This window comes from Curtobacterium sp. LFS079 (genome assembly GCF_047977865.1).
In the GTDB taxonomy this organism is placed as follows: Bacteria; Actinomycetota; Actinomycetes; order Actinomycetales; family Micrococcaceae; genus Arthrobacter.
In genome coordinates this window covers 40,658-64,901 of sequence record NZ_JBFPFO010000011.1, presented here as the reverse complement: position 1 = coordinate 64,901, position 24,244 = coordinate 40,658, and the positions used below count along the sequence as shown (strand labels likewise).

The following is a 24,244-nucleotide window of genomic DNA, read 5'->3' as shown; positions in this document are numbered from 1 at the left end:
CGGCCACGGCCGCTCCGTCGTCATCTAAGTGGTCCCGTTTTGACGGGAGAATGTGATCCATGCCATGGTCGAGTCATGGAAAACCTGTTGGACAGCTGGACAGCTGGTCAGGACCGAATCGTGCGGGTAGGTGCCGCTGAAGGTGTCCTGGCGGCATTGCGTTCTGCCATCGAAACAGGGAAGCTGCCGGTTGGGACGCGCTTGGACTCCGAAGCGTCCCTGGCCCAGCGGTTCGGGGTATCCCGCACCATGGTGCGGGAGGCTTTACGGTCCCTGGGCTCCCTGGGCCTGACAGCAACACAGACAGGCAAAGGGACCTTTGTGATCGCCGACCAGGCGGTTGCGGATTTGCGGCTGGGAAAGTATTCGGGACGCCAGCTCCTCGAAGCCCGGCCACACATCGAGATCCCCGCTGCCGGTTTGGCCGCACAACGGCGAACACCGGAGGACCTCGAAGGCCTGCGGGAGATCCTGGAGGCCATGGAGGCCGAGGAGGAACTGCCCCAATGGGTGGCTTTGAACTCGGAATTCCATGCCCGGATCGCCAGGGCCAGCGGCAACGGCGTGTTCTCGGCCATGCTCGCCGACATTGATGATGCCATGGCCAGGCAGTCCAATACCCTGAACCTTGTCCTGGACCGCCGGCACGACTCCGGGGTCGAACACGCCGCGATCTTCGCCGCCATCGAACGGGGCTCGTCGGACGAGGCCACCCTCGCGATGATGCTCCACCTTCAGGGTGTGGAGTTCGCTCTTCACTCACTCACGGGCACACACCCGCAGGATGCGTAGCCGGCGCTGCTTCATCACCGCCACCAACACCCCTCACCCGTCCGCTTTGTCGGGCAGGTGCGGTTCCATCACGCCCAAACCCGGTGTCCGGCACAACGACGTGCCAGGGCGCCTTACAGCCTGAGGAAACAATCCCCACCATGACCCAGACCATCGAACGCCAAGAACCCGCGCCTGCGCTTTCAACCGCCGAAGTCCGGACCAGGCACACCCGGATCCACGCTCAAATCATCAGCTACCTCGCACGCAACGGGGCCAGCCGGATTTCCGAAATCCTCAATGAAGTCAGCGCCTGCAGGGATACTCTCGGCGTCCACCTGAAGGTCCTCGAAGACGCCCAGATCATCCAATGCAACCTTCCGCCGGGTACCCGCGCCAGGTCCACGCCCTTCTACTCCCTGCGCCCCCAAATTCCACGGTCCGGCAGCAAGAGAACGGAATACAGCAGCCGATAGGGACCCAACCGTCTACGCCCAGCCCTGACCCGGCAACGCCAGGGCAGAAGGAAAAAGGAGCCCTGCACGATTACCGCGCAGGGCTCCTTTTCCCTATGTCCGCTATGCGGCTACGCCGCTACCGGCGGATTACTCCACGACGATCAGCAAGTCCCCGCCCTGGACCTGTTCGATGGCGTTGATGGCCAGGCGCGAGACCTTGCCGGCCACCGGCGTCGTGATGGACGCTTCCATCTTCATCGCCTCGATCGTGGCAACGGTGTCGCCTGCGTTGACGGCGTCGCCCACCTTGACGGTCACGGTCACCGCACCGGCGAACGGTGCGGCCACCTGGCCCGGCTGGGAAGGATCGGCCTTCTCGGCGGTCTTGACGTTGCTGACCACCGACTTGTCGCGCACGACCACCGGACGGGACTGCCCGTTGAGCGTGCACATGACGGTGCGCATGCCCTTCTCGTCGGCCTCGGACACCGCTTCGAGCGAGGCGATCAGGCGGACGCCCTTCTCCAGCTCGATCACGTGTTCTGCACCGCGTTGGAGGCCGTACAGGTAGTCACGGGTGTCAAGTACCGAGAGGTTGCCGTAGCTTTCGACGCTCTTGAGGTAGTCCTTGGTGGGACCGGCGAAGAGCAGCCGGTTCAGGGTCCGGCGGCGGGTGGCGGAATCGGACTTGAGCGCGGCGCTGTCCTCGGCGCTCAGTTCCACGTCCCGCACCTTGATGCTGCGGCCCTGCAGGGCCTTGGTGCGGAACGGTTCCGGCCAGCCTCCGGGAGGATCGCCCAGTTCGCCGGACAGGAATCCGATGACGGAGTCCGGGATGTCGTAGTTCTGCGGGTTCTCGTTGAAGTCCGCGGGATCGGCGTTGAGGCCCACCAGGTGGAGCGCAAGGTCGCCCACCACCTTGGAGGACGGCGTGACCTTGACCAGACGGCCCAGGATGCGGTCCGCGGCCGTGTACATGTCCTCGATGGCTTCGAACTGCTCGCCGAGCCCCAGGGCGATGGCCTGCTGGCGCAGGTTGGACAGCTGGCCGCCGGGGATCTCGTGCTGGTAGACGCGACCGGTGGGGCCCGGAAGTCCCGACTCGAACGGCGCGTAGACCCGGCGCACTGCTTCCCAGTAGGGTTCCATCGCGCTGACCGCGGCCAGATCCAGGCCGGTGTCCCGCGGCGTGTGCGCAAGGGCGGCCACAAGCGCCGAAGCGGAAGGCTGGCTGGTGGTTCCGGCGAGCGAGGCGGAGGCGGCGTCGACAGCGTCGACCCCTGCGTCCACTGCCGCCAGGAGCGTCGCGAGCTGGCCGCCTGCGGTGTCGTGGGTGTGCAGGTGCACCGGCAGGTCGAAACGCTCGCGCAGGGCCGAGACCAGCTTGGCTGCCGCGGCGGGGCGCAGCAGGCCGGCCATGTCCTTGATGGCCAGGATGTGCGCGCCGGCGTCGACGATGCGCTGTGCCAGCTCGAGGTAGTAGTCGAGCGTGTAGAGCTTCTCCTCCGGGTCCAGCATGTCCGCGGTGTAGCAGAGGGCGACCTCGGCGACGGCGGTGCCGGTGGCCCGGACGGCGCGGATGGCCGGGGCCATCTGGTTCACGTCGTTCAGGGCATCGAAGATGCGGAAGATGTCGATGCCGGTCGCTGCGGCCTCGTTGACGAAGGCCTCGGTGACTTCCTCCGGGTACGGGGTGTAGCCCACCGTGTTGCGGCCGCGGAGCAGCATCTGGAGGCAGACATTGGGCAGGGCCTTCCGCAGCGCTGCGAGGCGGTCCCAGGGGTCTTCGCCGAGGAAGCGCAGCGCGACGTCATAGGTGGCGCCGCCCCAGGCCTCGACGGAGAGCAGCTGCGGCGTCAGGGCGGCCACTGCGGGAGCGGCGGCCACGAGGTCGCGGGTGCGGACGCGGGTGGCCAGCAGGGACTGGTGGGCGTCGCGGAAGGTGGTGTCCGTGACGGCGACGGCGGTCTGCTCGCGCAGTGCCTTGGCGAAGCCTTCCGGTCCGAGTTCCAGCAGCTTCTGCCGGGAGCCCGCCGGGGCCGTCTTGCCCTCCACGGAGGGCAGCTTCGCGGCGGGATCCGAATGGACCTTGAGCTCGCCGTTGGGCTTGTTGACGGTGACCTCGGCCAGCCAGGTCAGGAGCTTGGTGCCGCGGTCAGCGGAACTGCGTGACTTAAGCAGCTCGGGACGCTCGTCGATGAAGGAAGTGGCGACGTTTCCGGCGACGAAGTCCGGGTCATCCAGGACTGCCTGCAGGAACGGGATGTTGGTGGATACGCCACGGATACGGAACTCGGCGAGGGCACGGCGGGCCCGGGCAACCGCAGCCGGGTAGTCGCGGCCGCGGCAGGTCAGCTTCACCAGCATGGAGTCGAAGTGCGGGCTGATCTCGGCACCCGAGTAGACGGTGCCGCCGTCGAGCCGCACCCCGGCGCCGCCGGCGGAACGGTAACCGGTGATCTTTCCGACGTCGGGGCGGAAGCCGTTGGCCGGGTCCTCGGTGGTGATCCGGCACTGCAGGGCAGCACCCTTGATGGAGACACTCTCCTGGCTGAGGCCAAGGTCCGCGAGGGTCTCGCCCGCGGCGATGCGCATCTGGGCCTGCACGAGGTCGACGTCGGTGATTTCCTCGGTGACCGTGTGCTCCACCTGGATGCGCGGGTTCATCTCGATGAAGACGTGCTGGCCGGCGCGCTCACCCACGGTGTCAACGAGGAACTCAACCGTGCCTGCGTTGACGTAGTTGAGCGCCTTGGCGAAGGCGACCGCATCGCGGTACAGGGCCTGGCGGATGGACTCGTCCAGCTGCGGGGCCGGTGCGATCTCGATGACCTTCTGGTGGCGGCGCTGCAGTGAACAGTCGCGTTCGAAGAGGTGCATGACGTTGCCCTCGCCGTCGGCAAGGATCTGGACCTCGATGTGGCGCGGGCGCAGTACGGCCTGCTCCAGGAACATCGTGGGGTCACCGAACGCAGCGTCGGCTTCGCGCATGGCGGACTGCAGGGCTTCGGGGAGGGCTTCGCGGGTGTCCACGCGACGCATGCCGCGCCCGCCGCCGCCGGCAACGGCCTTGGCGAAAATCGGGAAGCCGATCTCGTCCGCCGCAGCGATCAGCTCGTCGATGTCACGGGACGGGGCGCTTGACTTGAGGACCGGGACACCGGCCTTGCGGGCCGCTTCGAGCGCGGCCACCTTGTTGCCCGCGAGCTCCAGGACCTCGGCGGGCGGGCCCACGAAGGTGATGCCCGCAGCCTTGGCGGCACGGGCAAGGTCCGGGTTCTCGGACAGGAAGCCGTAGCCCGGGTAGATCGCGTCCGCCCCGGCCTCCTTGGCGACCCTGACAACCTCCGCAACGTCCAAGTAAGCGCGGACCGGATGGCCCTCTTCACCAATAAGGTAGGCCTCGTCGGCTTTCTGCCTGTGGATCGAATTGCGATCCTCATAGGGGAAAACCGCTACAGTCTTGGCGCCCAGCTCATAGCCGGCGCGAAAGGCACGGATCGCGATTTCGCCGCGATTGGCCACCAGAATTTTGGAAAACATACTTCTCCTGCATCATTGCGGGTGTAACCGGTCGGTGGTCACAGTGTGTAAGAACGGCCCGGACAAACACAAATCTTTGTGTCGACCGTCACAATGACGCCCGTCACGTGAAGTTCACCTTCGCCGACAACACGATCCGACGTGCTAATGAAAGTGCCACGGCAGGCGCCCGGAACGGTGTAACCGTGATTCCCCGGCCGCTCAACATAGAATGTTCTGGGGCGTCAGGCAGGCCCCCGTTCCGGCGAGGCCGGGACACTCACCGCAGCTACACGGCAACCGGCGTTAGGTTTTGGGTTTTCAAGTGCAAGTAGTCAGCATCAGCAGCCTCAAGGGCGGCGTGGGCAAGACCTCCGTGACGACGGGACTGGCATCGGCAGCGCTGGCTGCGGGCATTCCCACCCTGGTAGTGGACCTTGATCCGCACGCGGACGCAACCACGGCGCTGGGCGTCCAGCCCGCCGAGCAGCTCGACATCGGGCGGATGCTCAAGAACCCGCGCAAGGCCCGCCTGAGCGAGAACGTGGCGGCGAGCGGCTGGATCGGCCAGATCCCGGACGGCGCCGGCTCCCCTGCCGCCGGCAACGGCCATGCCGTCCTGGATGTCGCCGTCGGCTCCGCGTTCACGGGCATCTACGACCGCCCCGACCTCGGGCGCCGCGACCTCCGCCGCCTTTCGGCGGTGCTCGCCGGCGCCGATTCCTATGAGCTCATCCTGGTGGACTGCCCGCCGTCGCTGAACGGCCTTACCCGCATGGCATGGAATGCGAGCAACCGCGTGGTGCTGGTGGCCGAGCCGGGCCTCTTTTCCGTGGCCGGTACCGAACGGACCATGCGCGCCATCCAGCTCTTCCGCAAGGAATTCGCCCCGCAACTGGCTCCAGCGGGCATTGTGGCCAACCGGGTGCGCAGCGGATCCTCAGAGCACGGCTTCCGCCTCGCCGAGATGGAATCGATGTTCGGCGGGCTCCTGCTGTCGCCGCACATCCCGGAGCAGGCGAACTGGCAGCAGATCCAGGGCGCCGCGCACGCCGTGCATCACTGGCCCGGCGACTCCGCCAAGGGCACCGCGAAGCTCTTCGACACCCTGCTGGAGAACCTGCTGGCCTCGAACGGCCAGTCCCCGTCGAACGGCCTGCCCGGCACAAGCGAGCTCCGCAGCCGCCGCCGCTAAGCCGCTTCCTTCAAAAACGGCCGACGCCGGCAGTCCCCTGACAACGAAAGCCGCCTTCCACGGGAAGGCGGCTTTCCTGTTGACTGGTGTGTTTCCGGCCGACCGGTGCGTTTCTAGCCGGTGCGGCGGGCCGAGCGGCGCTTGCTGAGTTCGTCGTCGGGGAAAGTCTGCTCGGCGGCGTGTTCGCTGGGGAGTTCGGCGAGGCTGCCTTCGACCTCGCGCCAGACGCGCCCGACGGCGATGCCGAAGACACCTTGACCGCCCTGGACGAGATCGATCACCTCGTCGGCGGAAGTACATTCGTAGACGCTCGCGCCGTCGCTCATCAGGGTGATCTGGGCCAGGTCCTCGACGCCTCGCTCACGCAGGTGCTCGACGGCGGTGCGGATCTGCTGGAGGGATACGCCGGTGTCCAGAAGGCGCTTGACGACCTTCAGGACCAGGATGTCGCGGAAACCATAGAGGCGCTGTGAACCGGAGCCGGCGGCGCCGCGCACCGCGGGCTCGACCAAACCGGTGCGTGCCCAGTAGTCGAGTTGGCGGTACGTGATGCCCGCTGCCTTGCATGCCGTGGGGCCACGATAGCCGGCGTCTTCGTCGAGGACGGGCAGGTCCTCGGTGAAAAGAAGACCCTGGGCACCGCTAGCGGGCGCAGCAACACCAATCGAGGCCTGCTTCAGCTCGCCTGCTTCGCCTTTGGGACTCACGTGACCCTCCTTGTCCGAAGTTCCCTTGGGGATGGTGCGTCCACAGCCGACACGAATGGAACGTCAATCGTGTAATTTCAAACGCGTCCGCACTCTCCAGTGTGACTTGCGCAGGCCGTGCATGCAACGGGAACTTGATACCTCCGACGTTAGGCGGGCGGAGGCCCAAGGTCAAAGACGCTTGGGGCATTTTCGCGTCGTGTCGAAACTTTCACCTTCGACTTTAACGTTAAGAGGCCGTCAGCCCTCGAAATCCTCGGGTTCGACGTCGTCGAGGAACTCCCGGAAACGGCGCATTTCGCGCTCTTCGTCCACGCTGGGGCCGGGCTCGGCCTCTTCCCCTTCATCATGCTCGGTAATCCGGACGCCGGCCTCTTCCATCACCGCGTCGGCGCACCAGATCCGGCACTTCGCACGCAGGGCAAGGGCCAGCGCGTCCGAGGCCCGGGAGCTGACGGTGGTGCCGTCGTCGAACTGGAGCTGGCCGTAGAAGATGTTGTCCTCCACAGCCACGATATTCACGCTGACGATCGTATGGCCGAGGGCCTCGACGACGTCCACAAGGAGGTCGTGCGTCATGGGCCGCGGCGGGACGACACCCTGCTGCGCGAGGGCGATGGCACTGGCCTCGGGGGTGCCGATCCAGATGGGTACGTGGCGTTCCCCCTGGATCTCCTTGAGGAGGACCAGCGGCTGGTTGGAAGGGAGCTCGATCCTGACTCCGACAATCTCGACTTCAATCATCAGGATTCCATGCGCGAGATCCGGTCCTGCACCAGGGCCCGGTGCAGGGTGAGGCAGAGTTCACTGATTTCCCGGGCTGCTTCCGCTGCCCGGGACTGGGAGGCTGCATCCTTGCGGGACATCAACGGGGCCACCGCGCGTTCCACCAGCCCGAACTCGCGCTCGGCGGCCGCCTGGAAAGGGCGCAGGTGCCGCGGCTCCAGGCCGTGGCTTTCAAGCTGCACACAGGCCCGCGCAACCTGCAGGGCATGTTCGTCGAACTTCCCGTTGACGTGGCTGATCAGCCCGAAGCTCAGCAGCGACTGGAGGAGCGGCACGCTGGCGCCGGATTCGGTGCGCAGCTGCTCCTCGCTCAGTGCACGGGCACGGCCGTGCAGTTCGGCAGCGAGCTCGTCCGAAACGATCCGCGGGGAAACGGACACTCCCGGCGGAAGGTTCTCCGGGCGTTCGCCGCGGTCAATCGCGTCGAGATAGTCCTTGATGACCTTCAGCGGCAGGTACTGGTCCCGCTGCAGGGCCAGGACAAAGCGAAGCCGTTCGACGTCGCTTTCGGCGTACTGGCGGTACCCGGCGGGGGTCCGCTTGGGGTTGATCAGTCCTTTTTCCTCAAGGAAGCGGATCTTGGACGCCGTCATCGCCGGGAAGTCGTCGCTCAGCTGGGCGAGGACTTCGCCGATGTTCAGGACCTGGGGTCCGCGCCGTTCCGGCTGGGCAAGTGCCACAAGCAGGTACTCCGGATTCAGGCCTGGCCTGCAGCGCGGGCAGGGCTCAGGTAGAAGGTGAGGCGGAACTTGCCGATCTGGACTTCGCTGCCATTCCTCAACTGGACGCTGTCTACCCGGTCATGGTTGACGTAGGTGCCGTTGAGGCTGCCGGTGTCCACCACTTCGAAGCCACCGGGGGTGCGGTGGAATTCGACGTGTTTGCGCGACACGGTGACGTCGTCAAGGAAGATGTCGGCATCCGGGTGACGGCCCGCCGTCGTGCTGTCCGAGTCCAACAGGAACCGGGCACCGGCGTTCGGACCGCTGTGGGCGATCAGGAGTGCGGATCCGGGGGGAAGTGCTTCCACGGCCGCGCGTTCCTCGGAGAGCAGTTTCGGGGTGATTCCTGGTTCGCTGCTGATCGGGGTGAGTTGGATCGAGGTGGTCTCCGACGTTGGCTGATCCAGTCCTTCGGACCGGCCCGGGACCGGGTTCTGTTCGCCGCCAACCATGGAAATCCTCCTCATCCGCCGACGGCCCCCACGGACGCCGGTTCGCTTCTGCCCGGTTCCGCCGGGCCAAACGGGTTGCTGGCCCCGCCGGTTCTCCCCCAAGGGAAGAACCGGCGTGTCGGACCAGATGGTTTTAGCCTACCTGCTGTTCGTACTCGGATGCACTGAGAAGCGAATCGACGGCATCTGCCTCGGCCAGTTTGATCTCCAGGAGCCAGCCGTCACCATAGGGATCGGAGTTGATCAGGGCGGGATCCGTGTCCAGGGAGTCGTTGCGGGCGATGACTTCGCCGCTCACCGGGGCGTAGATGTCGCTGACGCTCTTGGTGGACTCAACTTCTCCCACCACCTCGTTGCCGGTGATAGTAGTGCCCGGTTCCGGCATCTGGACGTAGACAACGTCACCCAGGGCGTCCTGCGCGAAGTCGGTGATGCCGATGCGGACGACGCCATCGGCATTGGGGGCAGCCACCCATTCGTGCTCGGCGGTGTAGGAGAGATCGGCAGGAATGTTGCTCATGGGTCGCCTTTCATCAGGACTTTGAGGGCCACGACGGCGGAGCAGACTTCCAGCCGCCGCTGAAAGTATAGGCACATTCCTCCCCCGCCCCCAGAGGTCTCTGGGATGATGGGCGCAAGAGGGTCCGCCCTGCCGGAAGGTTCCTTTGGAGGAGCATCGCCATGCCTGAACTTCCAGAACTCACTGCCCTGGCCGCCTACCTCGACCAGCGCCTTGGGAGTGCCACGGTGGTGAGCCTCCAGTTCCCCAACCGCTTCGCCCTGAAGACGAAGGACCCGGACCCCGGAGTCCTGGTGGGGAGGACGGTCAGGAGGGTGCACAGGCGCGGGAAATTCCTGGTGTTCCAGACGTCCGCGGCCACCGATTCGGCCGAATACGCAGAGGACGGCGGCGCCGAAAGCATCGTGGTCAACTTCGCTAAAGCCGGTTGGTTGCAATTGTCCGGGAAATTTCCCGAAGTCAAGGAAGCTGCCGAACCCGAACCCGAACCGGAAAGCAAGTCTGCTGCGGGTCCCCTTGCCCTGTTTGAATTCAGCAACCATGGCACGGACTACAGCGTGGACCTCATGGACCATGGGAGATGGAAAGGCCTGGCGGTCTACATTGTCCATAGCCTCGCGGAGGTTCCCGGCATTGCCGAGCTCGGTCCGGAGGCCACGGATCTCGCGCTTGCAGACTTCGCCCGTTTCTTCACGTCCCGCCAGCGGATCAAGGACATCATCAGGGACCAGAAGCGGTTCGCGGGGATCGGCAACGGCTACAGCGACGAGATCCTTCACGCGGCCAAGCTGTCTCCGTTGGCGCCTGGCGCGTCGCTGGATGCGGAAGCCGTCGGCCGGCTCTATGCGTCGATGCGAACCGTGCTGGGTGACGCCACCGAAGCACTGAACGGGCTGGCGCCGGACAAACTGAAAGCCGCCAAGAAGGCCGCCATGGCCGTCCATGGCCGTACCGGCGAAAGCTGCCCCGTCTGCGGCACCACCATCCAGGAACTGGCGTACGTGGGGACGTCATTTCAATACTGTCCCGGCTGCCAGAGCGGCGGAGAGATCCTCGAACGGCCCGCCGCACGCGGCGGCGCCGAAAAGGAACCAGCCGAGGACTGACCTTGATCCATCCCGCGGCCACCGGGCTCTGCCATGATGGGTGCCATGACTGAACAAGCGCCAGTACCCCCTAAGAAAAAAGGCAACTGGGGCGCCAAGATCATCCTGATCCTTGTCGCGCTGGTCTTCGCCGTCATTTCCTACTTCGCACTCGCTGCGTTCCTTCCCCGCTGGTGGTCCCAGACCATCGGACAGCAAGTCAACGGCAGCATTTCCGCCGGGATCCTGGCCGGCATGTTCTATGGTTTTGTCTTTACTTTCGCCGCGGCCCTCGTGGCACTCATCGGCCTGAACAGGAAGGTGGGCTGGCCCTTCAAGATCGCACTCGTGGTGCTTGGCGTTGCGATCTCGACCCCGAATCTGCTGACCCTCTCGATTGCCCTCGGCAGCAGCAACGGGGCGCATGCCGGTGAGCGGGTGCTCGACGTCGACGCTCCCGGATTCCGTACTGCCTCGCTCGTCGCTGCAATCGCCGGCTTCGCGGCGGCAGTGGCTCTCGTAGTGCTCATCCAGCTGTGGCGCAGCCGCGGCAAGAAGATGAAGACGCTCCAGCAGGCCGAAAGGAACCGGCAGCAGGCCGAGAAGGAAACCGGGAGCACCGAAGCCGGCCAGCCGCCGTCGGGCTCCACCGCGGCACTGGGCGACGGGAAGACGCGCGCGGCGGACGACGTCGACGGCGAGCAGGTTCAGCCGCCGGAGACACCAACAATTCCTTAGGCGGCAGGGACCGGGTCCGGTTCCTCCCGGGACGCAGGCGCAGCAACGTCCACTCCCCCGCGCCGGGCGGCGACCGCGGCGGCAAGCATGACGAGAAGCGCCGCCACGGTGATCCCGGCGCCGGCCCAGACCGGCGAGGTGTAGCCCAGTCCCAGGCTGATGGTGACCCCGCCCAGCCACGCGCCGAGCGCGTTGCCGAGGTTGAAGGCACCGATGTTGGCGCCGGAGGCGAGCGTGGGCGCTGACGCGGCGAACTTCATGACGCGCATCTGCAGGCCGGGCACGGTGGCGAAACCGAAGCCGCCCATCAGCGCCAGGGAGAAGAGAGTTGCCACCGGGCTGGCCGCAGTCAGCGCGAAGAACACGAGCACCGCCACGAGGCCGGCAAGGATGGTGACGAGGGTTTTGTCGATGGATTTGTCGGCAGCCTTGCCGCCCACGATGTTGCCGATGAACAGTCCGCCGCCGAAGAGCACCAGCAGCCACGGGACGGCGTGAGGGTCGAAGCCGGACACATCGGTGAGGGTGAAGGCGATGTAGGTGAAGGCGCCGAACATGCCTCCGAAGCCGAGGATGGTGACGATGATGGACAGCCAGACCTGGCCGGACCTGAAGGCGCGGAGTTCACTGCGGAGGCTGCCGGGTGCCGTGTCAGTGGCTGCGCCCGTTCCGGAACCCGGCACCAGGAGGGCGATGCCGGCCAGTGCGATGACGCCGATGATGGTGATGGCCCAGAAGGTGGAGCGCCATCCGAGGTTCTGGCCGAGGAAGGTACCAAAGGGAACGCCGAGGACATTGGCGGCGGTGAGGCCGGTGAACATGATGGCGATTGCCCCGGCCTTCCGGTTGGACGGGACCAGGCTTGCGGCGACCACGGAGCCGATGCCGAAGAAGGCGCCGTGGCAGAGCGCGGCCACAATGCGGCCGGCGAGCATCAGTGCATAGCTGTCCGCGATAGCGGAGAGGAAGTTTCCGGCAATAAAGAGGACCAGGAGGCCCATCAGTACCGGTTTCCTGGGGAGGCTGGTGACGGCGGCCGTCACCAGGAGGGCGCCGACGACGACGCTGAGCGCGTAGCCGGTGATGAACCAGCCGGCCGCGGCCTCGCTCACGGCGAAGTCGGCGGCAACTTCGGGCAACAGGCCCATGATGACGAATTCGGTCAGGCCGATGCCGAACCCGCCGATGGCAAGGGCGATCAACCCTGCAGGCATAGTGGACTCCTTGTGTGGATGCGGTCCCCGCGGGCTGGATGGGCTGGAAGTGCGCCGCCGGGAACCGTAGAATATTAGTTGCAGACGCTGCATATATAGTTGCACACGCTGGTTAATTGCACAAGCAACTACTTTGAGGTGTCGGCGTTTCGTCATCAATCGGCAGGGAGCTACGGGAACATGGGCATCAAGGACGACGCCGTCGAGGTCCGCGCGCAGGGCTGGCGGACACTTGCCGCGCTGCATGGAAGCATCGAGGCCGCGCTGGAGAAGGCGCTGCAGTCCGCCGTCGAGCTTTCAGTGGTCGAGTACACGGTGCTGGACGCACTGAGCCGGCAGGACGGATGGCACATGCGGATGCAGCAGCTCGCCCGCGCTACCGCGCTGTCCAGCAGCGCCACCACGCGGCTGGTGAACCGGCTCGAGGACCGCGCGCTGCTGACCAGGATCCTGTGCGCAGACGACCGCCGCGGGATCTACACCGAGCTGACCGACGCCGGGCAGAAACTGCTGCTCGACGCGCGACCCGTGCACGACAAGGCGTTGGAGGAAGCCCTGGAGGCAGCCGGGGCGGTGCCGGAACTCGAACCGCTGGTGAAGGCCCTGACGGTGCTGCAGGCGGTGTAGCTCAGCCCGGGGTGAGGACGCAGAATTCGTTGCCCTCGGGATCGGCAAGGCATACCCACGGCACATCGCCCTGGCCGACGTCGGCGTGGCTTGCGCCAAGCTCGAGCAGCCGGGCAACTTCTGCCGTTTGGTCGTCGCCGGCATATGGCATGAGATCGAGGTGGACGCGGTTCCAGACTGTCTCCGGACCAGTACGAAGCAACTCGAGGTAAGGCCCCACGCCCTGGGCTGAGCGCAACCTTGCATGGTCGTCGTCCAGCTCGTGCAGGGTCCAGTCCGTAGCTTCGCTCCAGAACCGGGCCAGAGCCCGGGGATCTTCACAATTCACTACCACCGTGGCGATCGGCCCGGTGTCCCGGTAGGTTTCCCGCGGCTCCAGTACGCAGAACGCGTTGCCTTCCGGATCGGCCAGAACCGTCCAAGGCACATCGCCCTGGCCGATGTCGGCATGGGTCGCGCCAAGCTCCAGCAGCCGGGCAACCAGTTCCTTCTGATGGGCCTTTGAAGCGGTGGCGAGGTCAAGGTGCGTGCGGTATTTCACCGTTTCAGGGTCCGGGACGGAAACCACGTCAATGCAGACCGCGGCAGGGTCCGGCCACGTGAAGCCCAAGGGTTCGACATTGGTCACACCGGGCCCCTCACTGGAAATACCCCAGCCGAGCGCTTCCGCCCAGAACCGGCCAAGTGCCGAGTCATCGCGGGCCTTGAAATTCACCTGAACGAGTCGCAGCGCCATACCGCCTGACCCTATACGCACGCAATGCCCTTGACGGGAGGCGCGCCTGGACTTTCTTGCCTAGACCTTCTTGACCACGCTGGACTTGAGCTGCATCGGGCCGAAACCGTCCACCTTGCAGTCGATGTCGTGGTCGCCCACGCCGTCCACGAGGCGGATGCCCCGGACCTTGGTGCCGACCTTGATGGCGGTGGAGCTGCCCTTGACCTTGAGGTCCTTGATGATGGTGACGGTGTCGCCGTCGTTGAGCACGTTGCCAACGGCGTCCTTGATCACGCGCTCTGCAAGCCCTTCGCCGCTTTCCTCTGCCGGCTCCCACTCGTGGGCGCATTCGGGGCAGACCAGCAAAGCACCCATTTCATAGCTGTATTCACTGGAACATTCGGGGCACGGGGGCAGGGAGTCACTCACCGTCCAAGGATACCGGCGCCCCGGGTTTGCCCTCGCCTTCCAGATGGTGCATGACATGCAGGGGCCCGGCGAGCGCGCCGCCGTCGACCGGCAAGGTGACCCCGGTGATCCAGGCGGCATCGGAGGAGGCGAGGAAGGCAATGGCCGCGGCGACGTCGTCGGGCTCCCCCACCCGCCCGAGCGGATACAGGGGCGCGAGGCGGTCCGGCCCGCCCTGCGTGTCCCAGACGCGGGTGCGGATGGTTCCCGGCGAGACGACGTTGATGCGGACGCCGTCCGGGCCGAGCGTGACGGCGAGGTTCCTGGCGAGCAGGCCGAGCCCGGCTTTTGCGGCCGAGTAGGACTCTCCACCGAAGGCCTGGATGCCGTTGACGGAGCCGACCAGGACAATCGATCCGCCCCTTTTCCCCAGGTGCGAAGTCTGCAGATGCGGAACGGCGGCGCGGATCAGGCGCATGGGACCTGTGAGGTTGAGGTCGACGTCGGCTGCCCAGTGCTCATCGCTCATTCCGTCGGCGAGCGGCGGATGCGGCAGCGCGCCGCCGGCCGTGTTGACGAGGACGTCGAGCCGTCCGAAACGGGTGACGACGGCGGCAACGGCCGCGTCCACAGACGTGCGGCTGGTGAGGTCGCAGGCGACGACAAGGGTCCTGCCGCCGTCGAGCCCTTCGGCAATCTGCTGCGCAGCCTCAACGTCGAGGTCAGCAAGCACGACGGCGGCGCCCTCCTCATGCAGGCGGCGCACGGTAGCCACGCCGATTCCATGCCCCGCCCCGGTGACCAGCGCGACCTTGTCTTCGAAGCGGTTCATGGTTCCCCTTTGGTGGCGCGGACGGCTTGGATTCATCTTCGCACCCGCCCCATCGGGCGCACCTCCCGTCACACAACGCCATGGCTCCGATCCGGGACCAAGCACGTCCTACCCTTGACACGTGACATTGACTAAATTCCGCACCGCCGCCGCGAGCTCCCTCGCCGCCGCTGGTCTCCTGCTTTCCCTCGCCGCCTGTTCCACACCGGCCGCCACCCCGTCAGCCAGTTCCGCTCCCGTGTCCTCAACCACGGCTTCCTCCTCCGCCGCCTCGGAGCCGTGCACGGGTGTCAAGGTCATCGTCGATTCAGGCTCCCTGAAGCAGTCCGCCGCCGATGTGAACACCTGCGTGTCCGTGGACGGCCCGACGCTCGCTTCGAAGGTGCTCGACGAAGCGAAGGTGAAAACCGAAGGCACTGACGCCTACCCCAAGGAAGTCGTCTGCCGTGCGAACGGTGTGCCGGCCGCTGACTTCGACATCGTGCACAAGGGCGGCACGTACCGCGAAGAATGCAAGAAGATGCCCGCCGGCTTTGCCTACTGGTCCCTCTGGGTCAAGCCTGCCTCCGGCGCCTGGGCCTACGCGCCGGAAGGCCTTACCACGCTGAAGGTCAGCCCGGGCCAGAGCCTGGAACTGCTCTTCGTAGTCGACGGCGCGCCGGCCGCACCCGCGGCGTGACCTTTCGACCCGCGCCGTTACGCGCAGGGGCGGCGCTCGCCGTCGTGTTCGTCGCGGCGCGGGTCGCCTACCGCGTCCTTTTCAACGGGGCAGGTACCGGGGACACGGTATGGCTCGACATGCCGGCGATCCAGTTGCCTCCCCCGTACGCCCATGTGGTTGTCCTCGGCCCCGTCACAGCAGAAGGCCTGTGGGCAGCGGTCCTGTCTGCCTTGCCGATCGCCGGGATCATCCTCGGCTTCGGCCTGCTCAACTCCGTGGTCGACGTGGCGCGCGGCTTCGTTCTCCTGGCCCGTGGCGGCCCCTTGCAGGGCATGGCCCGGATGCTTGTGGTGGCCTGGGCGGCGCTCCCGGCCCTTTCCGAGGCCGTGGGATCCGTGCGGTTGGCTTTTCGCTTGCGGGGCGAACGCTTCGGAGCCCGCGCGCTCATTCCCGTGCTCGAACGCACGCTCGAACACGCCGGACGGGTCGCCGCGGCCTTGGAGTTGCGGGGCTTCGGGAGCCGTGCAGCGCCTCAGTCCTCCCGCGGCGACGAAGCGCCGCTGTTCGTCCGGAACGCAGAGTTCCGCATTGCTGACACGCGGGTGTTCGTAGCCGGGTTCGCCCCGCTGCGTGGCTCGGTCACTGTAATCACCGGGCCGACCGGTTCCGGCAAGTCCACCATCCTGCGGGGACTGGCCGGCCTCCTCTCCCACGTCGACGGCGGAGAAATCTCCGGCACGGTGCACATCGCCGGAACGGACCGCGCCGTCACGCCGCCGCGCGATACCGCCCACCTCATCGGGGTCGTCCTGCAGAACCCGCGCGCAGCATTCGCCAGCACCCGCGTCCGCGACGAAATCGGCCTGGCTCTCGAACTGCGCGGCGTGGCACCCGGCGTCGCCAAGGTCCGCGTCGTGGAGCTCGCCGAGCGCATCGGGGTCTCGGCCTTGCTGGACCGGAATCTCAGCACCCTCTCGGCGGGTGAGGCGACGCTCGTGGCCATCGCCGCCGCCGTCGTCGAGCATCCTGCCCTGCTCCTGGTCGACGAACCGCTGGCCGACCTTGACACCGCCGCGCGCTCGCGCGTGATCGGCGTGCTCAACGCCCTCGCACGCGAAGCCGGTGTCTGCGTCATCGTGGCGGAGCACCGGGCGGAAGCGCTGGTACCCGTTGCCGACGCGTGGTGGACGATCGACGACGGTGCCCTGGTGCCCGGCGTCGCGCCGTCCGCCCCAGCCTCGGTAGCTGCCCATGCCGTGCATGCTGTGCCCGCGGGCGACGATCCCGTGCTGACCGCGACCAAGATCTCAGTGCACAGGGCGGGCAAGCCGCTGGTGCGCGACGCATCCCTGACTTTGCACCGCGGCGAAGTAGTGGCCTTGGTGGGGCCGAACGGCGCGGGGAAGTCGTCCCTGCTCGTGGCGCTCGCCCTCGGTGAGGGCGGCGCAGGAACGCTCGACGGCGGCACGCTCGACGGCAGTCCAGTCGCCGCCGCCCGTATTGCATTGGTCCCGGACGCCTCGGACGACCTCTTCACGAGGGACACGGTGGCTGCCGAGCTCCGCGCGGCCGACCGGCGCCAGGCGCGTGCCTGGCGGCGCTCGGGCCGGACAGGCGACGAACCCCGCCCCGGGCTTGCCGCATCCCGCCTGGTGCGCCTGCGGGGAGACGTCCGGAATCCCATGGGACCCGAGCACCCCCGGGACCTCTCGGCAGGCGAGCGCAGGATCCTCGCCATCGCACTCCAGACCGCCGGCGATCCCCCGGTGCTCCTGATCGACGAGCCGACCCGTGGCCTTGATCCGGCGGCACGCGCGGCTGTCGCAGGGGCGCTCCGGGCGGCAGCGGACGCCGGTGCGGCGGTCCTGATCGCCACCCACGACCTCGATTTCGTGCACGGCCTTGATGCCCGGATCCTCCCCATGCGTGACGGCGTCGCCCCGTCACCGGAGCCAGTTTCGGCGCCTGAGCCGGCGCTTGCCGCCCCTTCCCCGGCAGCCGGTGGTCAAACAGCTGGCGCCCGGGCGTGGGTCAACGACGAACGACCAGAACTTCAGGCCGCGGAAAAGACCCGTCGTGTCCGGCTTCCGCGGGCTGCCGAGCTCACCGTTCTCGCGGCTGCGAACCTTCTTGCGTTCGCTTCCTTCTGCTGGCCCTTGCTCGCCGCCGCCTTGCCTGAAGATGCCGCGGCGGCCGTCCCCTTCGCTGCACTGGCCATTGCGCCGCTGGCAGCCGTCGTCATCGCGGTATCGCTCGACGGCTCGGTCCGCTCGGCACACACGGTCGCGCTGCTCGGCGTGCTGGCCGCCGTCGGTTCGGTGGTGCGGGTGGCGAGCACCGGCGTCGGGGGCGTGGAGGCAGTCTTCATCCTCCTGATCCTGGCCGGCCGCGCGTTCGGTGCGCGTTTCGGCCTGCTGCTGGGCGCCGCCACGATCGCCCTGTCCAGTGCCTTGTGGGGTGGCATCGGGCCGTGGTCGCCGTTCCAGATATTCGCCTGCGCATGGGTGGGCGCCGGGGCCGGCCTGCTCCCCCGCCGGGTGCGGGGCAGGGCCGAGCTGTGGATGCTGTGCGGCTACAGCATCGTCTCGTCCTATGTGTTCGGCCTGCTGACCAATCTGTGGTTCTGGCCTTTTGCCGTCGGCGCCGGCACCGGGATCTCCTACGCGCCCGGCGCGCCGCTGGGCACCAACCTCAGCAGCTTCCTGCTGTACTCGCTCCTGACCTCGACGGCGGGCTGGGACACCCTGCGCGCCGTCACCACGATCATCGGAATCAGCGTGGTGGGGCGCGCCATCCTCGCCGCGCTGCGGCGGGTGAAGCCGGTCAGGAGCCCCGTCACACCTTGAAGTACTTCGCCTCCGGGTGGTGGAACACGAACGCGTCGGTGGACTGTTCGGGGTGCAGCATCAGCTCATCGCTAAGGACCACGCCCATCCGTTCGGGCTTCAGCAACTCCGTGACCTTGCGGCGGTCCTCCATGTCGGGGCACGCCGGGTAGCCCAGCGAGAAACGCGCACCGCGGTAGTCGAGCTTGAAGTAGCCCGCCTTGTCCTTGGGCTCTTCGGCCGCGAAACCCAGCTCGGAACGGATCCGGGCGTGCCAGAACTCTGCCAGCGCCTCGGTGAGCTGCATGACCAGGCCGTTGAGCTCGTAGTAGTCGCGGTATTGATTGGCCGCGAACATCTTGGACGTGAACTCCTCGATCTTCGCCCCGGCGGTCACCAACTGCACGGGCAGAACGTCGATCTGGCCGGACTCGCGTGAGCGCACGAAGTCGGCGAGGCACAGGTGCCGGTCGCGGCGCTGGCGCGGGAAGTCGAAACGCAAGCGCTCGGTGCCGATTTGACCGCCGGAGCCGCCATCGGGTGCGAGCAGCCCCGCAGTGCCGAGGACGCCGTCCTGGTCTTCACCGTGGTGCAGGACCACCACCTGTTCGCCCTCGGCGACCACCGGGAAATAGCCGTATGCGACGGAAGCGTCAAGCATTCCTTCACCAAGGATCCGGTCCAGCCAGTACCGCAGGCGCGGCCGGCCCTCAAGTTCCACCAGTTCGTCGTAGGAGGCGCCGTCGTCACCCCGACCGGGCTTGAGCCCCCACTGCCCCATGAAGGTGGCGCGCTCGTCGAGCAACGCAGCGTAGTCGTGCAAGGCCACACCGCGCACAATACGCGTGCCCCAGAACGGGGGAGCCGGAACGAGGTTGTCGGCGACGACGTCCGAGCGGCCTGGCATTGCCTCCGGTTCGGTGACCGTGAACTGCGGGCCGCCCTTGTGGATGCGCTTCTTCAACGGCGGCAGGCCGACGGTGTCCGGGTCGGCGCCGCGGGCCACCTGCACCAGCGGTTCCATGAGTGCGAGGCCTTCAAAGGCGTCTTTGGCGTACCGGACGGTTCCCTCGAACTGCTCGGCCAGGTCCTGCTCCACGTACGCGCGGGTCAGGGCTGCGCCGCCCAGGATGATGGGCCACTTCTTCGCGAGGCCCCGGGACTGGAGCTCGGCGAGGTTCTCCTTCATCACCACGGTGGACTTCACCAGCAGGCCCGACATGCCGATCACGTCGGCGTCATGCTCCTCCGCTGCAGCCATGATCTCGGCGATTCCCTGCTTGATGCCGATGTTGACCACTTTGTAGCCGTTGTTGGTGAGGATGATGTCCACCAGGTTCTTGCCGATATCGTGCACATCTCCGCGTACGGTGGCGATCACCATGGTGCCCTTGCCTGATGAATCCGACTTCTCCATGTGCGGCTCCAGCAGGGCGACGGCGTTCTTCATCACCTCAGCGGACTGCAGCACGAACGGCAGCTGCATCTCACCGGCACCGAAGCGCTCACCCACCACCTTCATGCCCTCGAGCAGTTGGTCGTTGATGATGCCAAGCGGGGTCATGCCTTCGCTGCGGGCGAGATCCAGGTCCGCTTCGAGGCCCTTGCCTTCGCCGTCGATGATGCGGCGCTGCAGGCGCTCGCCGGTCGGCAGGGCCGCGAGTTCCGCGGCGCGCTGGTCCTTGAGAGCCGCAGTGTCGACGCCGGCAAAGAGGTCCAACATGATGGCCAGGGGATCGTACGTGACGTTGCCATCGGCGTCGTATTCGCGGCGATCCCAGACGAGGTCCAACGCCACCTTGCGCTGTTCCTCCGGCAGCGACGCGAGCGGCACGATCTTTGCGGCGTCGATGATGCCGCTGGTCAGGCCCGCCTGCACAGCCTCATGCAGGAACACCGAGTTCAGCACCATGCGCGCGGCCGGGTTCAGGCCGAAGGACACGTTGGAGACGCCGAGCGTGGTCTGGATTCCCGGGTACTTGGTGGTGATCTGGCGGATGGCTTCGATGGTCTCGATGCCGTCCCGGCGGGTTTCTTCCTGGCCGGTGGCGATCGGGAAGGTCAGGGCGTCCACGATGATGTCTTCGACGCGCATCCCCCATTCGCCCACCAGGGCGTCAACCAGGCGGGACGCAATGGCCACCTTGCCCTCGGTGGTGCGCGCCTGGCCCTGTTCGTCGATGGTCAAGGCAATCACGGCAGTGCCGTGTTCCTTGACCAGCGGCATGATCCGCGCAAAGCGGCTGTTCGGGCCGTCGCCGTCCTCGTAGTTGACGGAGTTAACCACCGGGCGTCCGCCGATATGTTCGAGCCCGGCCTGCAGGACCGGCGGTTCGGTGGAGTCGATGACCAGTGGGAGCGTGGAGGCCGACGCGAAACGCGAAACGACTTCCTTGATATCGGCAGCGCCGTCACGTCCCACATAGTCGATGCAGACGTCCAGCAGGTGCGCGCCGACGCGTACCTGCTCGCGGGCGATATCGACGCAGTCGTCCCAACGCTCTTCCAGCATCGCCTGCCGGAACGCCTTCGAACCGTTGGCGTTGGTGCGCTCACCGATGGCCAGGTACGCGGACTCCTGGTCGAACGGCACGTGGTGGTACAAGGAAGCGACGCCGGCCTCGCGCTCCGTGGGGACGCGGGCGCCGGTGCCGTTCGCGCCGCCAGTGGTACCGGCGTCGGGCACGTTGCTGATAGTGCGGAAAGGCTCAAGACGCTCGACGACGGCGGCCATGTGCTCCGGCGTCGTACCGCAGCAGCCGCCCACCAGTCCCAGGCCGAACTCCCGCACGAACTGCTCGTGCGCGGTGGCGAGTTCCGTGGGCGAGAGCGGGTAGTGCGCGCCGTTCGCGCCGAGGACGGGCAACCCTGCGTTGGGCATGCAGGCGATCGCCACGGAGGACTGCTTGGACAGGTGGCGCAGGTGCTCGCTCATCTCGTCCGGTCCGGTGGCGCAGTTCAGGCCGATGGCGTCGACGCCGAGCGGCTCCAGCGCGGTGAGTGCGGCGCCGATCTCGGAGCCCATGAGCATGGTTCCGGTGGTCTCGACCGTCACCTCGACGAAGATCGGCAGCCGGACGCCGCGGGACACGATGGCCTGCTTGCAGCCGTTGACCGCGGCTTTGGTCTGCAGCAGGTCCTGGCTGGTTTCGATGAGGAAGGCGTCCGCTCCCCCGTCGATGAGGCCTTCAGCTTGCAGGGCGAAGGTCTGCTTGAGGTAGTCGTAGCTGGTGTGCCCCAGGCTGGGGAGCTTGGTGCCCGGGCCCATCGAGCCGAGGACCCAGCGCATGCGGTTGTCTGTTTCTTCTGCCGCTTCGGCGCGTTCGCGGGCGATCTTGGCGCCCTTCAGGGCGAGTTCGGCGATGCGGTCGTCGATGCCGTAGTCGGAGAGGTTGGACCAGTTCGCGCCGAAGGTGTTGGTTTCGACGGCGTCGATCCCCACGGCGAAGTAGGCGTCGTGGATGTCAGCGATGACGTCCGGACGCGTGTCGTTGAGGATCTCGTTGCAGCCTTCGAGGTTCTGGAAATCCGTCTCCAGCGACAGCTCGCGGCCCTGCAGCATCGTGCCCATCGCGCCGTCGGCAATGACGACCCGCTGGTTCACGGCATCCAGAAGCGCCTGGGCGCGGGCAGGGCGGGGCACGGAATCGATATCAAGGGCGAAACGAGGCATGTGAACAAGGTTACGGCGGATGCCGGAAAGGTTGCGGCTTGTTTCGGTGGGTGACGGGGGCAGGGGTGTTCTCAGGGATGTCGACGAGTTGGCGGGCGCCCTCTGCCCCAACGGCGTTGTGGCAGCTACCGTTGGGTCATGGCGGATTCTGAGATCCTGCACGTGGACGGCCCCGACGGCGCGCGGGAGGTCAAGCTGAGCAGCCCGGACAAGGTGCTGTGGCCCGGCGTCGAGGGGCATGACCCCCTTACCAAGCGCGACCTGGCCGACTACCTGATCTCGGTGGCACCGTCCTTTCTGCGGCTCAACGGCGACCGGCCCATGACTCTGCAGCGCTTCCCCGAGGGGATCGACGGCGAGGAGTTCTTCTCGAAGCGGCCGCCACGTGGTGCGCCTTCCTATCTCAGGACGGTGATGTGCACCTACCCGTCCCACCGGCGCCACGACCAGCTCGTGTTCGACGAGGCCGCCGCGCTTGCGTGGGCGGCACAGATGGGAACGATCACCTTTCACCCATGGCCAGTGCGCACGGCCGATCTGGACAACCCGGACGAGCTGCGGATCGACCTCGATCCGCAGCCCGGGCGCGACTTCCGGGACGCCGTTACCGCCGCGCTCGCGCTGCGCGAGGTCATGGCCGAGGCCGGACTCACGGCGTACGCGAAGACTTCGGGCAACCGGGGTGTCCACGTCTACGCGCGGATCCGGCCCACGCACGAGTTCCTTCATGTGCGGCATGCCGTCATCGGGATTGCACGCGAGCTGGAGCGCCGTATGCCGGACCTTGTGACCAGCTCGTGGTGGAAGGAGGAGCGCGGTGAGCGGGTCTTCGTCGACTTCAACCAGGCCAACCGCGACCGGACGATCGCCGCCGCCTATTCGCCCCGGCCGCTGCCGCACGCGCCGGTCTCGACCCCGCTGACATGGGACGAGCTCCCCGACGCCGACCCTCGCGAGTTCACCGTCCGTACAGTTCCCGCGATCCTGGCCGCCCGTGACTGCCCGTGGGCGGACATCGACGACGCGCCGGGCGACATTTCGGGCGCCCTCGCCTTGTGGGACGCGGACCTCGAGCGCGGCCTCGGCGAGCTCAACTTCCCGCCGGACTACCCCAAGATGCCCGGCGAGCCACCGCGGGTGCCGCCGAGCAAGCGCAAGGCGGACCGAGCCGACGAGGACTATTCGGCGCCCAAAGCCGAGCGCGACGCCGAGTGGGGCACCGCGATCGCCCCACCGTACGGACCGATGCTGGCCAAGCCGGTCAAGAATCTCCCGGTCGGCGAGTACCTGTATGAGCCGAAGTGGGATGGCTTCCGCTCGATCGTGTGGCGCTCCGGCGATCGGGTGGAGATCGGCTCGCGCAATTCCCTGCCCATGACGCGCTACTTTCCGGAGCTCGTCGAGGCCATCGTCGCAAACTTGCCCGACCACTCGGTCATCGACGGCGAAATTGTCCTCGTGGACCCGGACACCGGCGACCGGCTGAACTTCGATGCCCTTCAGCAGCGCATCCACCCCGCGGCCTCCCGCATCGCAAAGCTGAGCGCCGCAACGCCGGCGAGCTTCGTGGCCTTCGACCTGCTCGCCCTGGGCCAGACCAACTACGTGGAGCGCCCGTTCGGCGAGCGGCGCGCGGCCCTTGAGGAGGCACTCAAGGACGCCAGGCCCCCGGTCTACCTCACTCAGGCGACCAAGGACCCCGCCCTCGCGCTGGAGTGGTTCAGCACGTTCGAGGGTGCCGGCCTGGACGGCGTCATCGCCAAGCCCCTCGGAGAGCTCTACGCCGAGGACAAGCGGGTCATGTCCAAACTCAAGCACGAGCGCACGGCCGACTGCGTCCTTGCCGGGTACCGGCTCTACAAGGACGAGCCGGACGCCATCGGATCCCTGCTCCTTGGCCTGTACAACGCCCAGGGCCAGCTCAATTCGGTGGGCGTCATCGGGGCGTTTCCCATGGCCCGCCGCAAGGAGCTGTTCGAGGAGCTGCAGCCCCTCGTGACCACGTTCGACGGGCACCCCTGGGCGTGGGCGCAGCCCGCCGCGGTGCTGCCCGACAACCGCGACCAATCGACACCGCGCACCCCGACGGCGGCGGCGCGCTCCCGCTGGAATGCAGACAAGGACCTCTCGTTCACCCCGCTGCGGCCGGAGCGAGTCGTCGAGGTCAGGTACGACCACATGGAGGGCGAGCGGTTCCGCCACACCGCGCAATGGGTCCAATGGCGCCCGGACCGCTCGCCGGAGTCGTGCACCTACGACCAGCTCGAGGAACCCGTCAGCTACGACCTCTCCTCGGTCCTGACCCGGGAACGGCCCGCGTAGCCAGCCCG

At 67.0% G+C, this 24,244-nt stretch carries 20 protein-coding genes; 9 read left to right on the top strand and 11 right to left on the bottom strand.

Annotated elements, in window-relative coordinates; all coding sequences use genetic code 11:
- Positions 1-75 precede the first annotated feature (75 nt).
- The gene (locus ACNQPB_RS16230) at positions 76-792 is read left to right on the top strand and encodes a FadR/GntR family transcriptional regulator (RefSeq protein ID WP_498753451.1); all 717 of its coding nucleotides are present in this window, start codon (positions 76-78) and stop codon (positions 790-792) included.
- Positions 793-932: 140 nt separating this feature from the next.
- Positions 933-1,247, top strand: a complete 315-nt coding sequence (locus tag ACNQPB_RS16225) for a hypothetical protein (RefSeq protein ID WP_498753449.1) — start codon at positions 933-935, stop codon at positions 1,245-1,247.
- Positions 1,248-1,376: 129 nt separating this feature from the next.
- On the opposite strand, the gene ACNQPB_RS16220 is transcribed toward ACNQPB_RS16225, so the two are convergent.
- A complete protein-coding gene (locus tag ACNQPB_RS16220) occupies positions 1,377-4,772 on the bottom strand; it encodes a pyruvate carboxylase (protein WP_498753447.1) in 3,396 nt (1,131 codons plus the stop codon).
- A gap of 304 nt (positions 4,773-5,076) precedes the next feature.
- On the opposite strand from ACNQPB_RS16220, the gene ACNQPB_RS16215 reads away from it, so the two are divergent.
- Complete coding sequence (locus tag ACNQPB_RS16215; protein WP_498753445.1) at positions 5,077-5,946, top strand: ParA family protein; 870 nt, start codon at positions 5,077-5,079, stop codon at positions 5,944-5,946.
- Positions 5,947-6,059: 113 nt separating this feature from the next.
- On the opposite strand, the gene ACNQPB_RS16210 is transcribed toward ACNQPB_RS16215, so the two are convergent.
- From ACNQPB_RS16210 to gcvH, 5 genes are all read right to left on the bottom strand, one after another.
- Positions 6,060-6,653 carry a MerR family transcriptional regulator gene (locus ACNQPB_RS16210; RefSeq protein WP_498753443.1) on the bottom strand — a complete coding sequence of 198 codons (594 nt, stop codon included), beginning with the start codon at positions 6,651-6,653 and terminating at the stop codon, positions 6,060-6,062.
- Positions 6,654-6,893: 240 nt separating this feature from the next.
- Entirely contained in the window at positions 6,894-7,397 is a 504-nt protein-coding gene (locus ACNQPB_RS16205) for a bifunctional nuclease family protein (protein ID WP_498753441.1), read from the bottom strand.
- Positions 7,397-8,119, bottom strand: coding sequence for a transcriptional regulator FtsR (ftsR, locus tag ACNQPB_RS16200; protein WP_498753439.1), 723 nt, complete (start codon positions 8,117-8,119; stop codon positions 7,397-7,399). The genes ACNQPB_RS16205 and ftsR overlap by 1 nt, the downstream gene beginning before the upstream one ends.
- A 17-nt stretch (positions 8,120-8,136) precedes the next feature.
- Positions 8,137-8,613 (bottom strand): FHA domain-containing protein, encoded by a 477-nt coding sequence (locus tag ACNQPB_RS16195; protein ID WP_498753437.1) that lies wholly within the window; start codon positions 8,611-8,613, stop codon positions 8,137-8,139.
- A gap of 133 nt (positions 8,614-8,746) precedes the next feature.
- On the bottom strand, positions 8,747-9,133 hold the full coding sequence (gene gcvH / locus ACNQPB_RS16190; RefSeq protein WP_498753435.1) for a glycine cleavage system protein GcvH: 387 nt from the start codon (positions 9,131-9,133) through the stop codon (positions 8,747-8,749).
- 161 nt (positions 9,134-9,294) lie between these two features.
- Here gcvH and ACNQPB_RS16185 point away from each other — a divergent pair, with 161 nt between their 5' ends.
- Entirely contained in the window at positions 9,295-10,239 is a 945-nt protein-coding gene (locus ACNQPB_RS16185) for a DNA-formamidopyrimidine glycosylase family protein (RefSeq protein ID WP_498753433.1), read from the top strand.
- Positions 10,240-10,284: 45 nt separating this feature from the next.
- Positions 10,285-10,956, top strand: coding sequence for a DUF485 domain-containing protein (locus ACNQPB_RS16180; RefSeq protein WP_498753431.1), 672 nt, complete (start codon positions 10,285-10,287; stop codon positions 10,954-10,956).
- On the opposite strand, the gene ACNQPB_RS16175 is transcribed toward ACNQPB_RS16180, so the two are convergent.
- The gene (locus ACNQPB_RS16175; protein ID WP_498753429.1) at positions 10,953-12,170 is read right to left on the bottom strand and encodes an MFS transporter; all 1,218 of its coding nucleotides are present in this window, start codon (positions 12,168-12,170) and stop codon (positions 10,953-10,955) included. The two genes, ACNQPB_RS16180 and ACNQPB_RS16175, sit on opposite strands and share 4 nt — an antisense overlap.
- A gap of 180 nt (positions 12,171-12,350) precedes the next feature.
- Between ACNQPB_RS16175 and ACNQPB_RS16170 the strand changes: the two genes are divergently transcribed.
- Positions 12,351-12,797, top strand: a complete 447-nt coding sequence (locus ACNQPB_RS16170; protein WP_498753427.1) for a MarR family winged helix-turn-helix transcriptional regulator — start codon at positions 12,351-12,353, stop codon at positions 12,795-12,797.
- A 1-nt stretch (position 12,798) separates the two neighbouring features.
- Here ACNQPB_RS16170 and ACNQPB_RS16165 read toward each other — a convergent pair whose 3' ends face one another.
- The 3 genes from ACNQPB_RS16165 to ACNQPB_RS16155 are packed head-to-tail and all read right to left on the bottom strand — an operon-like array spanning position 12,799 to position 14,755.
- Positions 12,799-13,533, bottom strand: a complete 735-nt coding sequence (locus tag ACNQPB_RS16165) for a VOC family protein (protein WP_498753426.1) — start codon at positions 13,531-13,533, stop codon at positions 12,799-12,801.
- Between the two features lie 60 nt (positions 13,534-13,593).
- Complete coding sequence (locus ACNQPB_RS16160) at positions 13,594-13,944, bottom strand: zinc ribbon domain-containing protein YjdM (RefSeq protein WP_498753424.1); 351 nt, start codon at positions 13,942-13,944, stop codon at positions 13,594-13,596.
- The gene (locus ACNQPB_RS16155) at positions 13,937-14,755 is read right to left on the bottom strand and encodes an SDR family NAD(P)-dependent oxidoreductase (protein ID WP_498753422.1); all 819 of its coding nucleotides are present in this window, start codon (positions 14,753-14,755) and stop codon (positions 13,937-13,939) included. The genes ACNQPB_RS16160 and ACNQPB_RS16155 overlap by 8 nt, the downstream gene beginning before the upstream one ends.
- A gap of 121 nt (positions 14,756-14,876) precedes the next feature.
- Here ACNQPB_RS16155 and ACNQPB_RS16150 point away from each other — a divergent pair, with 121 nt between their 5' ends.
- Positions 14,877-15,434 carry a hypothetical protein gene (locus ACNQPB_RS16150; protein WP_498753420.1) on the top strand — a complete coding sequence of 186 codons (558 nt, stop codon included), beginning with the start codon at positions 14,877-14,879 and terminating at the stop codon, positions 15,432-15,434.
- Positions 15,431-18,262 carry an ATP-binding cassette domain-containing protein gene (locus tag ACNQPB_RS16145; protein WP_498753418.1) on the top strand — a complete coding sequence of 944 codons (2,832 nt, stop codon included), beginning with the start codon at positions 15,431-15,433 and terminating at the stop codon, positions 18,260-18,262. Before ACNQPB_RS16150 ends, ACNQPB_RS16145 begins: the two co-directional genes overlap by 4 nt.
- On the opposite strand, the gene metH is transcribed toward ACNQPB_RS16145, so the two are convergent.
- A complete protein-coding gene (metH, locus tag ACNQPB_RS16140) occupies positions 18,252-21,914 on the bottom strand; it encodes a methionine synthase (RefSeq protein WP_498753416.1) in 3,663 nt (1,220 codons plus the stop codon). The two genes, ACNQPB_RS16145 and metH, sit on opposite strands and share 11 nt — an antisense overlap.
- 138 nt (positions 21,915-22,052) lie before the next feature.
- Between metH and ACNQPB_RS16135 the strand changes: the two genes are divergently transcribed.
- Entirely contained in the window at positions 22,053-24,236 is a 2,184-nt protein-coding gene (locus ACNQPB_RS16135; RefSeq protein WP_498753414.1) for an ATP-dependent DNA ligase, read from the top strand.
- Positions 24,237-24,244: the final 8 nt, after the last annotated feature.

Coding starts and splice junctions, on each gene's coding strand:
- ACNQPB_RS16155 (WP_498753422.1), bottom strand. CDS start 14,755: ATGAACCGCTTCGAAGACAAGGTCGCGCTGGTCACCGGGGCGGGGCAT.
- ACNQPB_RS16170 (WP_498753427.1), top strand. CDS start 12,351: ATGGGCATCAAGGACGACGCCGTCGAGGTCCGCGCGCAGGGCTGGCGG.
- ACNQPB_RS16205 (WP_498753441.1), bottom strand. CDS start 7,397: ATGATTGAAGTCGAGATTGTCGGAGTCAGGATCGAGCTCCCTTCCAAC.
- metH (WP_498753416.1), bottom strand. CDS start 21,914: ATGCCTCGTTTCGCCCTTGATATCGATTCCGTGCCCCGCCCTGCCCGC.
- ACNQPB_RS16220 (WP_498753447.1), bottom strand. CDS start 4,772: ATGTTTTCCAAAATTCTGGTGGCCAATCGCGGCGAAATCGCGATCCGT.
- ACNQPB_RS16225 (WP_498753449.1), top strand. CDS start 933: ATGACCCAGACCATCGAACGCCAAGAACCCGCGCCTGCGCTTTCAACC.
- ACNQPB_RS16195 (WP_498753437.1), bottom strand. CDS start 8,613: ATGGTTGGCGGCGAACAGAACCCGGTCCCGGGCCGGTCCGAAGGACTG.
- ACNQPB_RS16230 (WP_498753451.1), top strand. CDS start 76: ATGGAAAACCTGTTGGACAGCTGGACAGCTGGTCAGGACCGAATCGTG.
- ACNQPB_RS16175 (WP_498753429.1), bottom strand. CDS start 12,170: ATGCCTGCAGGGTTGATCGCCCTTGCCATCGGCGGGTTCGGCATCGGC.
- ACNQPB_RS16165 (WP_498753426.1), bottom strand. CDS start 13,533: ATGGCGCTGCGACTCGTTCAGGTGAATTTCAAGGCCCGCGATGACTCG.
- gcvH (WP_498753435.1), bottom strand. CDS start 9,133: ATGAGCAACATTCCTGCCGATCTCTCCTACACCGCCGAGCACGAATGG.
- ACNQPB_RS16135 (WP_498753414.1), top strand. CDS start 22,053: ATGGCGGATTCTGAGATCCTGCACGTGGACGGCCCCGACGGCGCGCGG.
- ACNQPB_RS16180 (WP_498753431.1), top strand. CDS start 10,285: ATGACTGAACAAGCGCCAGTACCCCCTAAGAAAAAAGGCAACTGGGGC.
- ACNQPB_RS16185 (WP_498753433.1), top strand. CDS start 9,295: ATGCCTGAACTTCCAGAACTCACTGCCCTGGCCGCCTACCTCGACCAG.